The organism is Marinomonas sp. SBI8L, from assembly GCF_001624705.1.
GTDB lineage: Bacteria > Pseudomonadota > Gammaproteobacteria > Pseudomonadales > Marinomonadaceae > Marinomonas.
The window spans coordinates 1-13577 of the sequence record NZ_JSEO01000009.1; the positions used below are offsets into that span (position 1 = coordinate 1).

The 13577-nt window shown below is 40.7% G+C and carries 9 protein-coding genes; 5 read left to right on the forward strand and 4 right to left on the reverse strand.

Annotated features, from left to right (window positions below):
* Positions 1 to 162: 162 nt before the first annotated feature.
* The 4 genes from gyrB to dnaA all read right to left on the reverse strand — a co-directional run bounded on the left by gyrB (position 163) and on the right by dnaA (position 6463).
* Positions 163 to 2586: a DNA topoisomerase (ATP-hydrolyzing) subunit B gene (gene gyrB, locus OA91_RS14160; protein WP_063338966.1), complete on the reverse strand. Its 2424-nt coding sequence runs from the start codon at positions 2584 to 2586 to the stop codon at positions 163 to 165.
* A complete protein-coding gene (gene recF / locus OA91_RS14165) occupies positions 2587 to 3714 on the reverse strand; it encodes a DNA replication/repair protein RecF (RefSeq protein ID WP_063338967.1) in 1128 nt (375 codons plus the stop codon).
* 77 nt (positions 3715 to 3791) lie between these two features.
* Positions 3792 to 4889, reverse strand: a complete 1098-nt coding sequence (dnaN, locus tag OA91_RS14170) for a DNA polymerase III subunit beta (protein WP_046015429.1) — start codon at positions 4887 to 4889, stop codon at positions 3792 to 3794.
* A gap of 29 nt (positions 4890 to 4918) precedes the next feature.
* Positions 4919 to 6463 carry a chromosomal replication initiator protein DnaA gene (gene dnaA / locus OA91_RS14175; RefSeq protein WP_063338968.1) on the reverse strand — a complete coding sequence of 515 codons (1545 nt, stop codon included), beginning with the start codon at positions 6461 to 6463 and terminating at the stop codon, positions 4919 to 4921.
* Between the two features lie 531 nt (positions 6464 to 6994).
* Between dnaA and rpmH the strand changes: the two genes are divergently transcribed.
* The 5 genes from rpmH to mnmG all read left to right on the forward strand — a co-directional run bounded on the left by rpmH (position 6995) and on the right by mnmG (position 13570).
* Positions 6995 to 7129, forward strand: a complete 135-nt coding sequence (gene rpmH / locus OA91_RS14180; protein WP_009834411.1) for a 50S ribosomal protein L34 — start codon at positions 6995 to 6997, stop codon at positions 7127 to 7129.
* A 7-nt stretch (positions 7130 to 7136) separates the two neighbouring features.
* Complete coding sequence (rnpA, locus tag OA91_RS14185; RefSeq protein WP_063338969.1) at positions 7137 to 7535, forward strand: ribonuclease P protein component; 399 nt, start codon at positions 7137 to 7139, stop codon at positions 7533 to 7535.
* A 151-nt stretch (positions 7536 to 7686) separates the two neighbouring features.
* The gene (gene yidC, locus OA91_RS14190) at positions 7687 to 9330 is read left to right on the forward strand and encodes a membrane protein insertase YidC (protein ID WP_063338970.1); all 1644 of its coding nucleotides are present in this window, start codon (positions 7687 to 7689) and stop codon (positions 9328 to 9330) included.
* Positions 9331 to 9492: 162 nt separating this feature from the next.
* Positions 9493 to 10875 (forward strand): tRNA uridine-5-carboxymethylaminomethyl(34) synthesis GTPase MnmE, encoded by a 1383-nt coding sequence (mnmE, locus tag OA91_RS14195; RefSeq protein WP_046015425.1) that lies wholly within the window; start codon positions 9493 to 9495, stop codon positions 10873 to 10875.
* An 805-nt stretch (positions 10876 to 11680) separates the two neighbouring features.
* Positions 11681 to 13570: a tRNA uridine-5-carboxymethylaminomethyl(34) synthesis enzyme MnmG gene (mnmG, locus tag OA91_RS14200; RefSeq protein ID WP_063338971.1), complete on the forward strand. Its 1890-nt coding sequence runs from the start codon at positions 11681 to 11683 to the stop codon at positions 13568 to 13570.
* Positions 13571 to 13577: the final 7 nt, after the last annotated feature.

A 13577-nucleotide genomic window follows, 5' to 3' on the forward strand; every position in this document is an offset into this window, starting at 1 on the left:
TTTTCAAGTTGGCAAGAAGATGTGCTATCTAAACACGCCTTGGCAACGAGAAGTTTTAACTCACGACTATATTTGGACATAAAAGACCCCCAGTAATTAGTTTGTCCAACTATTGGGGGTCAGTTCACATTAGGCTGCTTTTTTGATTTTGCTAAGGCTAAGTTAAACGTCTAGGTTAGCAACAGATAAGGCATTGTCTTGAATAAAGTTACGACGTGGCTCAACTTCATCACCCATCAGAGTGGTAAACATTTGATCCGCTGCAATCGCATCATCAATAGACACCTGCAACATACGGCGCGCATCTGGGTCCATAGTGGTTTCCCAAAGCTGATCAGGGTTCATCTCACCTAGACCTTTATAACGCTGTATCGCCATACCACGTGATGCTTCTTTCATTAACCAAGACTTCATATCTTCAACAGTATCAACATGTTGAGTACGCTCGCCACGCTTGATGAAAGACTCTTCTGTGAAGATCTCATTAATCAAACCAGACATAGCAACCATACGCTTGTATTCAGCTGATGCGAAGAAGGTTTGCTCAAAGCGATAATGGTTAGCAACGCCGTGAGACATAATTTCTACCGCTGGTAGATATAGATCTCTTTCATCATCATGATCAACTTTAAACTCAAAGCGGAAGCCTGTACGCACATCTTGTGGCATTAGCGCTTTCAGCTCATCAATCCAAGCGTTGACCTTAGCTTCATTGCTTAAGTCTTCTGATGTTAGCTCAGAGCAATACATAAGTTTGCCCATCACATCGGTTGGATACACACGTGACATACGTTCAATATCTTCTGATATCTCAATATAGTCATGCATGATTTTCGCTAGAGCTTCGCCTTGAATACCAGGAGCTTGATCGTTCACAAACATTTGCGCGCCAGATAAGGCAACTTCTATCAAGTGTTGCTCTAATGCAGCTTCATCTTTTAGATACTGCTCTTGCTTACCACGAGCAATCTTATAAAGAGGAGGCTGAGCAATATAGATATGGCCGCGTTCAATGACTTCAGGCATTTGACGGAAGAAGAAGGTCAAAAGTAGGGTACGGATGTGCGATCCATCCACGTCCGCATCCGTCATGATAACGATGCTGTGATAACGTAGTTTCTCAATATTAAATTCATCACGACCGATACCACAACCTAGTGCAGTAATCAGAGTTCCTACTTCAGCAGAAGAAAGCATTTTATCAAAACGCGCTTTCTCTACGTTTAAGATCTTACCTTTCAGCGGTAGGATGGCTTGAGTACGACGATCACGACCTTGTTTTGCAGAACCACCCGCAGAGTCACCCTCCACTAGGTATAGTTCAGAAAGTGCTGGGTCTTTCTCTTGGCAATCTGCCAACTTACCCGGTAAACCTGCAATATCCAAAGCACCTTTACGACGAGTCAAATCACGCGCACGACGAGCAGCTTCACGGGCACGAGCTGCATCAATCATCTTATTAACAATGATTTTAGCTTCGTTCGGAGACTCTAGAAGGTATTCAGATAAGCGACGGCTCATCTCTTGTTCTACAGCTGTTTTCACCTCAGAAGAAACCAGTTTATCTTTAGTCTGAGAAGAGAACTTAGGATCAGGTACTTTCACTGAAACTATGGCAGTTAGACCTTCTCGTGAGTCATCACCAGTTGTCGCTACCTTAGTCTTCTTACCCAAGCCTTCTTTTTCAATGAAGCTGTTTAGAGTACGAGTCAAAGCGGCACGGAAACCAGCTAGGTGAGTACCACCATCTCTTTGTGGAATATTGTTGGTATAGCAGTAAATGTTTTCTTGGAAACCTTCATTCCACTGCAATGCGACTTCAACTGCAATACCATCATCTAGGTCTTCGCGTTGGCAGATAAAGTGGAAAATTTGGTTAATCGGAGTTTTGTTGGTATTCAAATGCTCAACAAATGAACGTAAACCACCGGTGTAATTGAAAGACTCTTCTTGGCCACTACGCTCATCTTTTAAATTAATTGCAACGCCTGAGTTCAAGAATGAAAGCTCACGTAGACGTTTTGCTAAGATGTCATAATGGAATTTAATATTACTGAAAGTATCAGCAGAAGGCTTAAAGTGAACCTGAGTGCCGTTTGCTTCAGCATCACCGATTACAGCGATAGATGCTAACGGGTCACCATGGGAATAATGTTGTTCGTACAATTTACCATCTTTACGAATGGTAAGTGTAAGGCTCTCAGATAAAGCGTTTACAACCGAAACACCTACACCGTGAAGACCACCAGAAACCTTATAAGAATTATCATCAAACTTACCACCCGCGTGTAGTACTGTCATGATAACTTCGGCAGCAGACACTTTTTCTTCAGGGTGCATTTCAACTGGGATACCACGTCCATTATCGGACACAGTAATGGATTCATCTGGGTGGATAGTGACGTTGATAGTGTCACAATGACCAGCCAACGCTTCATCAATTGAGTTATCCACCACCTCAAATACCATGTGATGTAAGCCAGTGCCGTCATCCGTATCGCCGATATACATTCCTGGGCGTTTACGTACTGCATCAAGGCCTTTAAGTACCTTGATACTGGATGAATCGTAATTGTTTTCGCTCATTTAACTCTCCTGCAAAGCATCACTCGGATAATGGGACAATTCGCCTGCTTTCATTGCAAAGTGACGAACGTCGGTCGTCTCAGACCAGTCATAATCCATTATTTCTGGGCCGACACTTGTAATAAAAATTTGGCTATCTAACGCTTCTAATAATTGACAGAGTTTATCTCTGTGCTCTTTGTCTAGTTCAGCTGGTAAGTCATCTACCAGAAAGACGATCGAACGTCCTGATTCTATCAACAGCTTGCCTTGGGCTATTTTCAAGGCAGATACCACTAATTTTTGCTGGCCACGAGATAAAGCATCGAGAGCATCACCATGGGGTGTTTTTACTCTTAAATCAGCTCTTTGAGGTCCAGTATTAGAATATCCAGACTCAATATCTCGCGTGCGGCTAGCATCTAACACTTGAGCTAATGATTTTTGCGCATCCCAACCTTGGTATAGCTGCAAATTCACTTCAAGCTCAGCATTTAAGCTTAATAAAACCTGTTTAAAGACAGGAATTAAGCGATCTAGGTAATCATGACGGTACTGATTTACCTCTGAGCCTAATCGAATCAGCTCATGATCAAATGCTAACAACAAACTATCAGATATTTTACCACGTCTGAGTAAGGAATTGCGCTGTTTTAATGCTTTTTGCCAGCCTCGCCATGCATTTATAAAGCCTGTTGCATGATGAAACACACCCCAGTCAAGAAACTGGCGTCGAATCTTAGGAGAACCTTCTAATAATCGAAAGGCATCAGGGTTAATTAGCTGTACGGGAAGGGCTTGGGTAAGCTCAACCAAGGATTGAATTTTTTGACCTGAGACCCGTGCATCTAAACTCCCATCTAGTTGGCGTTTGAGGCCTATTGGCTGAGGTGATTGACGCATACCAGAAGCCGTTTCAGCTTGCTCAAGCAAAGCAAAAATTACGCACTCAGAGGTTTCTTTTTGAATATAGGTTTTATGTTTATGGCTGCGAAAAGAGCGACCTAAGGATAATAGGTGAATCGCTTCCAAAACAGAGGTTTTACCACTGCCATTGGCACCAGAAATTAAATTAACTTGAGGAGAAGGTTGCAAACGGACGTTGGATAAATTTCTTAGCTGGGAGATATCCAAGCGATGCAGGGGCATACAGATAAACCTTGTGGGATAGCGTCTAATGCCAAACTAGGTTTGATCATCACCTAGCTTGGCATTATAAGAATCGATTATAGACGCATTGGCATCACGACATATTGCGCCGCGTGACTATCAGCTTCTTCGACTAGCGCACTGGCAGTCGCATCATTTAATGAAATACGAACTTCCTGGCTATTCACTACACCTAAGACATCTAGCAAGTAGCTTACGTTAAAGCCAACTTCTAGGTTTTCACCTTGGTATTGAACCAATACAGATTCTTCGGCTTCTTCTTGCTCTGGGTTGTTCGCAAAAACTTGCAACATACCATTCGTAAGAATCAAGCGAACACCACGATACTTTTCATTAGAAAGAATCGAAGCACGAAGGAAAACTTGACGTAATTCCAGACGGTCAGCAATCACAATCTTGTCATTATTACGTGGAATTACTCTGTGATAATCAGGGAACTTACCTTCTACTAATTTAGAAGTGAAAATGTAATCTGCGACCTTCGCACGGATATGGTTTGAACCAATTTGAAGCTCAACCGTTTCATCTGTATCACTTAATAAGCGGTTAAGTTCTAGTACACCTTTACGAGGTACAATAACTTGGGTGAGGTCACCAGACACTTGTGCATCTTCAATTGCCGTTGCTAGACGGTGTCCGTCAGTTGCAACAACACGCAGTTGTCCATCAGCAACTTCAAACAACATGCCGTTTAGATAGTAACGAACATCTTGGTTCGCCATGGCAAAGCCCGTTTTCTCAATCAATTTGCGTACGCTGTTTTGCGCCACAACCACGCTTAGGTCACCTTGCATATCTTGGATATTAGGGAACTCATCAGCAGGTAAGGTCGATAAAGTAAAACGAGAACGTCCTGAACGAATTACTGCACGAGTATCATCCACAGACAATTCAATCACAGCACTGTCCGGTAAACTTTTGCAGATATCCATTAGCTTACGAGCAGGAACAGTAATACGGCCTTCTTGGCACTCATCTAATGTGATATGACCCACTAATTCTACTTCTAAATCAGAGCCAGTTAAGGTTAAAACATTGTCTTTAACCTCTAACAATACATTGGCTAAAACAGGCATAGTTTGCTTGCGTTCAACCACACCAGCAACAAGTTGGAGTGGCTTTAGAAGTGCCTCGCGGACAACTGAAAATTTCATTATTTTCCTCGTATTTATCAATCACGACCTTAGGTCGTCAAAATTCGCATAAGTTGCTTATAGTCTTCACGAATATCCGAATCCGTATCCTGTAGTTCTTTGATCTTACGAATAGCATGGAGTGCTGTTGTATGATCTCGACCACCAAAAGCATCACCGATTTCAGGCAGGCTATGGTTTGTCAGTTCTTTTGCAAGTGACATGGCAACTTGACGGGGGCGGGCAATCGAACGATTACGACGCTTCGACAATAAATCACTTATTTTAATCTTGTAATACTCAGCCACAATACGCTGAATATTATCTATGTTTACTAGCTTATCTTGCAATGCAAGTAAGTCTTTTAAAGACTCTCTAACAAAGTCAGGTGTTATAGCACGGCCCGTAAAGTGAGAGTTGGCAATAACACGTTTTAGCGCCCCTTCTAATTCACGTACATTGGAGCGAATTTTCTGTGCAATAAAGAAGGCTGAGTCATAAGACAGTTTAATATTACTTTCATCTGCCTTACGCATCAAAATAGCGACTCGAGTTTCAAGCTCAGGTGGCTCAATCGCTACCGTTAAGCCCCAACCAAATCGAGATTTAAGTCTGTCTTCTAACCCTTTGATCTCTTTAGGATAACGATCACAGGTCAGAATCATTTGCTGGCCACCCTCTAATAAGGCATTAAAGGTATGGAAGAATTCTTCTTGGGTTCTATCTTTTCCAGCAAAGAATTGAATATCGTCAATTAGCAAAGCATCAACAGAACGGTAATAACGTTTAAAGTCATTAATCGCATTAAGCTGTAATGCCTTCACCATATCAGCAACAAATCGCTCCGAATGTAGATATACCACCTTAGCATTCGGATTATGACGCATTAACTCAGTACCCACAGCTTGCATTAAGTGAGTTTTACCTAAACCAACTCCACCATAAATGAATAATGGGTTATATGCGCCACCTGGATTTTCAGCAACTTGTAATGCCGCAGCATGAGCTAATTGGTTCGACTTACCTTCAACAAAGTTATCAAAAGTAAAAGAATTATTTAGATTAGCACCGTGATTAATCCCTCCTTCCACATCGACTTTACGATTAGATGAAGGAGATAAAGGAAGCTGTCCTTGCTTATAAGGTTCTAAATCACCAATCAAGCCACTATCAGAAAGCTTTAATGGTGCTTCAAATTCAAGGTCTGCATGCTTTTCAGTGTCCTCTTCCATTAAGCTAAAGCCTGGTCGATAGCTGACATCTGAAGAAAGATCTTCACTGATAGGAGTAACAACGGTTTCTACGACTGGCGCAGGTGCTGGCGGAGCACTAGGTTTGCTAAAACCTTGTGAACGAACGGTAAAGGATAAAACGGGTGCAGGCTCACTACCAGCAAACTCTGTTAGCAGCTCTTTTATACGCGTTTGATACTTATTACTCACCCAATCTAATACAAATCGATTAGGGGCCGAGAGAATTAAATCGCCATTTGAATTGACTTCAGCATCAAGAGGACGAATCCAAGTATTGAATTGTTGAGCAGAAAACTCATCTTGTAATCGCTTTTGACAAAGATCCCAATACTCCAACGACACTAACTTTTACTCCTGCTGGGCAAATAAAAAACAGTTAAGCGCGAAATTCTAACTCGGAGCGAACCAGTTATCCACAAAAAGATGTAAATTAGTTAAGAATACACAGGAAAAAGTGAATTCGTTAGAAAATGTTAATAACAGGGGCAGTTATTAACACAAGCAAAATTAAAACCTTAAATGTGGATAAAACACCTAGTTATCAACATAAAAACATTCTCTTGTTAATTGTTTTATTAACATCTTTTTTCCAATTTAAGACAATGATTTTATTCACAATTAGCATGTAAAAAACATAGACTGTGAATATCTTTTTAACTTTTTAATTTTTTTCGTCCACACATTTCATGAAGCTTGTTAATAAAATGTTGATGTATTATTTCTCTAGTTTTTTAGCCCAATTGTATGTTTAACGATTGAATTCATTGACAAACTCCAATAAAATTCGCCGCCTGATTTTGAATCAAAAAGAAGAGGCTTGGCTAAGGCTAACCCTCAAAACTGAAACACTGCTTCAGTAGTGAGAGAAAGAAAATGAAAAGAACTTTTCAACCTAGCGTTCTAAAACGTAAGCGTAACCACGGTTTCCGTGCCCGTATGGCTACTAAAGGCGGTCGTGCTGTTATCACACGTCGTCGTGCTCGTGGTCGTAAGTCTCTAAGCGCATAAGCCGTTTATGACAGACTTTTGTTTTCCCCGGCAGGTCAGATTACTGACTGCTGGGGATTATCAAACCGTATTTAATCACACCTCTTGTAAAGTCTTTGCTGGCGAATTTCTTCTTTTAGCAACCAAACGAGATGACGACCTTTCAAGGTTGGGGCTCATTGTTGCTAAAAAAAATGAAAAACGAGCAGTAGGACGAAACCGCATCAAACGACTCGTACGGGAGTCCTTCCGTCATCATAAAGTCGAACTCGCTGGATTTGACATTGTCTTTCTAGCACGCCAAGGAATTAAAGAGTTAGATAACCCAACTTTGTCAAAACGCATAGACAAAGCATGGAATCAACTTATTAAAAGGTCTAAAAAAACCAATAATCAGTCAAAAGACACGAAAGCCAAACAGAAATAGGCTGAAAAAAGCTTGAAAGGCTGGTTTAATAACGCCAGTTTTTTTCGTGAAGCTTTTGTCTGACATACGCGACCATTATTGGCAGGATGTAAGAGACGTGAGTTTCAGGGCCTGGCCCTTTTTTCTAACCAAACAATATTAGTTGAATACCATGGATTTCAGACGTTATTTTTTATGGGGTGCACTTTTTGTTGTTGGCTATATGCTGTTTTTACAGTGGAACCAAGACTATGGTTCGGTGGCTACAAACAATGTTGCTCAAACAACCCAAACACCAGTTTCCTCTAACAACACTGACATACCTTCAACGGTTGCTGCTCCTGCTGCATCCAATGACATTGTGGTCGACGCTCAACAACCCGCTTCAGGAACTCTGATTCAAGTTGAAACAGATACCTTAATAGTGTCTATCGATCCATTAGGTGGTGATATTGTTAAAGCGTCTTTGCCTGATTATAAGACAGCACAAGGTTCAACTGATCCCTTCGTTCTATTAGATAATGGTGTAGAGCGTATTTATGTCACTCAAAGTGGTCTTGTTGGAGCCAATGGTCCTGATGCAAATAAGGCAGGCCGCCCACATTACCGTGCTGAACAAACTCAATTTACCTTAGGTGACGGCGAAGACAGCCTTCAAGTTAACCTGTATTTTACGGATGAAAATGGCGTTCAATATACCAAGACCTTCACTTTCAGTCGTGGTAAATACGCAGTTCGCCAAGTCATAACGGTTGATAACAATGCCTCAACCGCTTGGCGTGGTAATTTATTCGCGCAAATTAAGCGTGATAATACAGAAGATCCAAGTGCATCTAGTGCAATGGGCCTACAGCCTTACTTAGGTGGCGCTATTTCGACAACAGAGACTCCATACTCTAAAGTAAGCTTCTCTGATATGGCAGAAAGCCCAACTAAAGTCACGACGACTGATGGCTGGATTGCTCTACTACAACATTACTTTGTAAGTGCTTGGGTACCAGAGCCAAACCAAAAAGCAACCCTGTATACACGCCAAAAAGGCGAATTCAATATCATAGGCTTTACTGGCCCAAGTGTTGAAATTGCAGCAGGTACTCAAGGTTCATTGAGCTCAACTTTGTACATGGGTCCTAAGTTACAAGATCAATTAAGTGCAACAGCAGAGAACTTAGAACTCACCGTAGACTATGGTTGGCTGTGGTGGTTAGCACAGCCTTTATTCTGGCTACTAACAGCAATTCAATCTTTTGTTGTTAACTGGGGTATTGCCATCATCCTTGTGGTTGTTGTGGTAAAAGCTTTGTTCTTCAAACTATCTGCAGCAAGTTATCGTTCAATGGCTAAGATGCGTAAATTTGGCCCAGAGCTAACACGTTTACGTGAACAGCATGGTGATGATAGACAAAAAATGTCTGCCGCCATGATGGAGTTATATAAGAAAGAGAAGATTAACCCGTTAGGGGGCTGTTTACCTATCTTGGTACAAATGCCAGTATTCTTATCTCTATACTGGGTACTAATGGAAAGTGTAGAACTACGTCATGCGCCATTTATGCTTTGGATTAATGACCTTTCTGCAATGGATCCATTCTTCATCCTACCATTACTAATGGGTGTGAGTATGTTTGCTCAACAAATGTTGAACCCAACACCGCCAGACCCAATGCAAGCACGTATTATGAAGATAATGCCTGTTGCTTTTACTGTTTTCTTCCTATGGTTCCCAAGTGGCTTGGTACTATACTGGGTAGTCAACAATACCTTATCTATCCTACAGCAATACGTTATTACTAAGCGTATTGAAAATGAAGCCTAAAGGTTTCAAGTAAGATAAGATAATTTAAAAGGGCCTCTGATGAGGTCCTTTTTTATGACCTGTTTTAATCCAGACTAAGCTCTTTTAGTGGCTTGAGATTGCCCTTAGACTAGCTGATAATTTAAGCACTCCATACATAGCTCGATAACATATAGGCAAATAATGACGGAATTAAGCCAAGTCCTAGATAAAGATACAATTGCAGCACAAGCGACACCACCTGGTAGAGGTGGCGTAGGTATTATCCGACTATCAGGCCCTTTAAGTTTAACCATAGCAGAGCAAATTTTAGGCTTTAAACCTAGCCCTAGACACGCTCATTATGGACCCTTTAAAGATGCTGCTGGGGAGCAAATAGATTTAGGAATAGCGATTTATTTTCCTAATCCTAACTCCTTTACTGGTGAAGATGTCATTGAGTTTCAAGGTCATGGTGGACCTGTCATTATAGATATGTTGCTTAGCCGAACTCTTGAGCTAGGTGCGAGATTAGCCCGTCCTGGAGAGTTCTCAGAACGTGCTTTCTTAAATGATAAAATGGATTTAACACAAGCCGAAGCCATTGCGGATTTAATCGATTCAGCTTCAACTCAGGCAGCTAAATGTGCTTTAAGATCCTTACAAGGTGCTTTTTCTAAACGTATTGATGAACTCGTTGAGTCTCTTATCCATTTACGTATTTATGTCGAAGCGGCGATAGACTTCCCAGAAGAAGAAATCGACTTTATTGGCGACGGTAAAGTAGCCAAAGAGCTGGCTGGTATTCAGCAAAACCTTATAGCAGTTCAGAAAGAAGCCAAGCAAGGAGCCATCATACGAGAAGGTATGAATGTGGTAATCGCAGGCCGTCCTAATGCAGGTAAATCTAGCCTGTTAAATGCTTTATCGGGTAAAGACTCTGCCATAGTCACCAATATAGAAGGCACCACACGAGATGTGCTTAGAGAGCAAATTCATATTGATGGCATGCCATTACATATTATCGATACAGCTGGCCTCAGGGAAAGCCCTGATGAAGTTGAGCAAATAGGGATTGAAAGGGCATGGCAAGAAATCCATAAGGCAGATCGTATTTTGCTTATGGTAGATAGTAAGTCCTCTTCGAATGAGACAGATCCAGCACAAATTTGGCCAGAGTTTGTCGCACAGCTCGCTAATCGAGATAACCTAACCTTAGTTCGTAATAAAGTGGACCTGACCGAAGAGAAGGTAGGGGTAACTCAAGTAAATGATATCCCTGTTATTTCTTTATCTGCTAAAAATCATGATGGCGTTGAAAACCTTACCCAACACCTTAAAGATGTCATGGGGTACGACAGTACGACAGAAGGGGGCTTTATTGCTCGCCGTCGTCATATTGAAGCCCTGAACAAAGCACAAGATTTTCTGAACGCTGGATCATTGCAGTTACATGATTTCGGTGCGGGAGAATTATTAGCAGAAGACTTAAAAGAAGCTCAAAATGCCTTGAGTGAAATCACTGGAGCCTTTACGAGTGATGACTTATTAGGTCGTATTTTTGGTTCTTTCTGTATTGGTAAATAGCCATAATAAGGCAGATAAAGCGATTTTATCTGCCTCTTAATTTTGTATTAATCCTTCAATCCCCACACCAGATTTCAATTCTAATCCTCCCTTACTTTTAAGCTATTTAGCTAAACCGCTAAACTCGGTGTTAATCAGGTACTTTTACATTTAGCCAAACTTTGTGAATAAAGAATCCTGTTCCTAAAATACCTTATCCACTGCTACAAACCAAAAAAGTAAGCAAAAACGCTTACCTGTTGAAAGTATTATTCACATTCTTTGTCTTTTTTAAGAAACATTTAACTTTTTTTATGTTTTTTAATGTGGATAAAAAAATATTGAAATTAGATTAACAATGTCTTTAAAAGTCTTATTTTATCAACTGATTCAGCTACTTACGCACAAATAAACAAGTAAAAACACCTTGTTAATAAGTGTGGTGATATCCTAACATTAAGTTTTGCACAGTTTTGAACAAGTAGGAGGCTTTAAAAACCAAGTGTATAACTATACATTTTATACACACCTTTAGGTTTTCCACATCACAGCTTAATGTATCTATTTCTAACAGTTTTATATTTTATTAACATGATGATTTTTAATGTTTTTTTATTTTTATCAACAGATTTTGATCTGTTATATAATAACTACAGATATAAGAATAGACATATATATACTTATATTTTTATTAATGATGACCGGGGGTAACAAGCTCGCTTCGCTTTCTTTTTGAAATTTTGGCTTTATACTAGCGCCCTCAAATTCGAGCATTGTTCGTTTTTTATTCGTTTTGTTTTTTCTTATTAGTAATACCGAGGTTCAAGTGGATTTCCCAAGTCGCTTTGATGTAATTGTTGTTGGTGGTGGTCATGCTGGCACTGAAGCGGCACTCGCTGCTGCACGCACAGGTGTGAAAACCTTACTTTTAACCCACAACATAGAAACGCTAGGGCAGATGTCTTGTAACCCTGCCATTGGTGGTATCGGGAAATCTCACCTAGTTAAAGAAATTGATGCTTTAGGCGGCGCTATGGCACTTGCTACAGATAAAGCAGGTATTCAATTTAGAACCTTAAACTCTCGTAAAGGACCTGCTGTTAGAGCAACCCGTGCTCAAGCAGATCGAATTCTTTATAAAGCGGCGATACGAGACATGTTAGAAAACCAAGAAAACCTTTGGTTGTTCCAACAATCTGTTGAAGACTTAATTGTTGAAAATGGACAAGCATCTGGTGTTGTGACTCAAACGGGTATTCGCTTTCAAAGTAAAACGGTTGTTTTAACTGCTGGAACCTTTTTAGGTGGCCTTATTCATGTGGGGCTTGAAAATCATGCTGGTGGTCGTGCTGGTGATCCACCATCTATTGGTTTAGCTGAAAAACTCAGAGCTCTCCCTTTTAGAGTTGACCGCCTTAAAACTGGAACACCTCCACGTATTGATGCTCGCTCAGTTGATTTTAGTGTGATGCAAGCTCAACCTGGTGATGACATTACACCTGTTATGTCTTACATGGGCTCTAGAGACCTTCATCCGGCACAAATAAACTGCTTTATTACTCATACCAATGAAAGAACTCACGACATTATTCGTGGTGGTATGGATAGATCACCTATGTATACAGGGGTGATTGATGGTATCGGACCAAGGTATTGTCCTTCCATTGAAGATAAGATTGTACGTTTTGCTGATAAGAACTCACATCAGATTTTTGTTGAGCCAGAAGGTTTAACTACGCATGAGCTATACCCAAATGGGATTTCAACATCTCTGCCTTTTGATGTGCAAATTGAGCTAGTACGTTCAATGAAAGGTTTTGAAAATGCTCATATTACACGTCCAGGTTATGCGATTGAGTATGATTATTTTAATCCTCAAGATCTAAAATACTCATTAGAAACGAAACATATGCCTGCTTTGTTCTTTGCTGGTCAAATTAATGGCACAACAGGATATGAAGAAGCGGGTGCTCAAGGCTTATTGGCCGGTTTAAATGCCTCTTTATTAGCACAAGGTAAAGACGCTTGGTGTCCAAGACGTGATGAAGCCTATATCGGTGTATTAGTTGATGACCTTATCACCATGGGGACAAAAGAACCTTATCGTATGTTTACCAGCCGCGCTGAATATCGCTTAATTTTACGTGAAGATAATGCGGATTTACGTTTAACTGAAAAAGGGCGTGAATTAGGCTTGATTGATGATGAGCGCTGGGCTGCTTTTTGTCACAAAAAAGAAGCGATCGAAACCGAACAAACCAGACTTAAGTCTAATTGGATTGTGCCTAACACAGATGAAGCGGCAGAAATTAATCCAAAATTAGAAAATCCAATTACTCATGAATTCAGTTTAATGGACCTACTTAAGCGCCCTGGTGTTGAATATGCTGATGTAGCTAATTTAAAAGATGCTCCTGCAGAGCCTGTTTCAGAACAAGTTGCAGAGCAAGTACAAATCGCAGTTAAGTATGCTGGTTACATTAGTCGTCAAGCAGAAGATATTGAACGATTACGCCGCCAAGAAAATACACCTTTACCGCTTGATATGGACTACGCCAATATTGAAGGCCTATCAAATGAAGTAAAACAAAAGCTGATAGAAGCCAAGCCTGAAACGCTAGCGGCGGCCTCTAGAATCCAAGGCATAACCCCTGCTGCGGTTTCATTATTGCTAATCAGTCTTAAAAAACGTGCCATTGCGAGCAAAAGTGCCTAGAATCAGC

Excerpts from the sequence above, each read along its gene's own strand:
- gyrB (WP_063338966.1), bottom strand. The coding sequence starts at position 2,586 with ATGAGCGAAAACAATTACGATTCATCCAGTATCAAGGTACTTAAAGGC.
- recF (WP_063338967.1), bottom strand. The coding sequence starts at position 3,714 with ATGCCCCTGCATCGCTTGGATATCTCCCAGCTAAGAAATTTATCCAAC.
- dnaN (WP_046015429.1), bottom strand. The coding sequence starts at position 4,889 with ATGAAATTTTCAGTTGTCCGCGAGGCACTTCTAAAGCCACTCCAACTT.
- rpmH (WP_009834411.1), top strand. The coding sequence starts at position 6,995 with ATGAAAAGAACTTTTCAACCTAGCGTTCTAAAACGTAAGCGTAACCAC.
- rnpA (WP_063338969.1), top strand. The coding sequence starts at position 7,137 with ATGACAGACTTTTGTTTTCCCCGGCAGGTCAGATTACTGACTGCTGGG.
- yidC (WP_063338970.1), top strand. The coding sequence starts at position 7,687 with ATGGATTTCAGACGTTATTTTTTATGGGGTGCACTTTTTGTTGTTGGC.
- mnmE (WP_046015425.1), top strand. The coding sequence starts at position 9,493 with ATGACGGAATTAAGCCAAGTCCTAGATAAAGATACAATTGCAGCACAA.